1 pseudogene is annotated in these 341 nt (G+C 34.6%); it reads left to right on the top strand.

Going from position 1 to position 341, the window contains the following annotated elements:
* Positions 1–292 (top strand): annotated as a pseudogene (locus tag AAEY99_RS21280) (iron permease); the annotation flags it as partial.
* Positions 293–341 lie beyond the last annotated feature (49 nt).

Below are 341 nucleotides of genomic sequence, written 5' to 3'. Positions count from 1 at the left end.
AGCTATAGCAATACTAGCTATTATTACGTGGGTATTAATTAAGTACTCAATTAAATTACCGGTTGCTAAGTTTTTTGCAATTACCACTTATTTATTATTTGCACTCTCGTTTGTGCTTATGGGCAAAGCCGTTATTGCATTACAAGAGGCCGACATAATAGGTATTACGCCGCTACCAATGAGCTTTGATATTGCATGGCTTGGTATAAAATCAACATGGCAAGGTATTGTGGCTCAGGTATGTGTGTTCGCTATATTTAGCTTTTATATATTTAAAAGCAAAAACCAATAGTAATGCCTATCTGCTTAAGAGTTTAAGCTAATTGGCATAAGCAAAATAC

It is taken from the genome of Shewanella sp. S1-58-MNA-CIBAN-0166 (assembly GCF_040310085.1).
In the GTDB taxonomy this organism is placed as follows: Bacteria; Pseudomonadota; Gammaproteobacteria; order Enterobacterales; family Shewanellaceae; genus Shewanella.
This window is presented reverse-complemented; position numbering and strand designations above follow the sequence as displayed.